General features: G+C 64.9%; 2 pseudogenes. One reads left to right on the plus strand and one right to left on the minus strand.

Annotation, left to right across the window (positions count from 1 at the left end):
* Positions 1-477, minus strand: a pseudogene (locus A5698_RS05580) (hypothetical protein); the annotation flags it as partial.
* 203 nt (positions 478-680) lie between these two features.
* On the opposite strand from A5698_RS05580, the pseudogene A5698_RS05585 reads away from it, so the two are divergent.
* Positions 681-1,041: pseudogene (locus A5698_RS05585) on the plus strand (amino acid ABC transporter permease); the annotation flags it as partial.

Raw genomic sequence — 1,041 nt, forward strand, 5'->3', positions numbered from 1 at the left:
GAACGCCTTCCGACCACGCTGACCGAAGCCGCGGCGCTGTTCGAGAAGTCCGAGGTCGCGCGCGCCGCGTTCGGCGAGCCGGTCGATCTGCCGGTTGAGGATGCTGCGCGGCGCCTGCTGCACCGGGCTGCCGTCATGCCAACCGAGATCGGCCATCACCATCGCGGTTCCCGGCAGCCACGGGATCAGCCGCAACGTCGAGAAGTCCGGCGTCATCACCATGTCGCCGTAGCCGGTCTCCCAGCTCGACATCGAGTAGCCGTCGACCGTGTTCATGTCGACGTCGACGGCCAGCAGGTAGTTACAACACTCGGCGCCGTGCTCGGCGACCTCCTCGACGAACAATCGGCCCGACACCCGTTTGCCGGTCAGCCTGCCCTGCATGTCGCAGAACGCGACGATCACCGTGTCGATGTCGCCGGCGGCGACCATGCGCTCGAGATCGGCCTGCGACAACATGCCCGTTGCGACGCTCATCGGTGGTGGGGCCTTTCCTTCAACGGCGCGAGATTGCGGGTAGTCAACCATTGGATCGGGCTCGCTCCGACGTTCGCCCAAGTCTTTTACACAAATGTCACTTCCAAAGGTAGGACAGCAGACCTTTGCAAGCTTATTCTCCTCATGCCTCATCACCGCAAGAAGGAGCCGAATCGGTGGCCCAAGACCAGGCGCAGGACAAGATGAAGAGCTCGGGTGGCGTCACCTACAGCCAGGCCGGCGACGGCTACTTCGAGAAGCGGCAACTCAAGCGGACTGCCGGGTTCTGGGGTCTGTGGGGCATCGGCATCGCCGCGGTCATCTCCGGCGACTTCTCCGGATGGAACTTCGGTATCGGCGCCGCCGGCTGGGGCGGCCTGGCCATCGCGTCGATCCTGATCGTCGTCATGTACTTCGGCATGCTCTTCTCGATCGGCGAGATGTCGGCCGCGATGCCGCACACCGGCGGTGCGTACTCGTTCGCCCGCGCGGCGATGGGCCCGTGGGGCGGCTTCGTCACCGGATTCGCCGAGACCATCGAGTACGTGTTCACGACGGCCGTCG

It is taken from the genome of Mycobacterium sp. E136, assembly GCF_001666865.1.
GTDB lineage: Bacteria > Actinomycetota > Actinomycetes > Mycobacteriales > Mycobacteriaceae > Mycobacterium.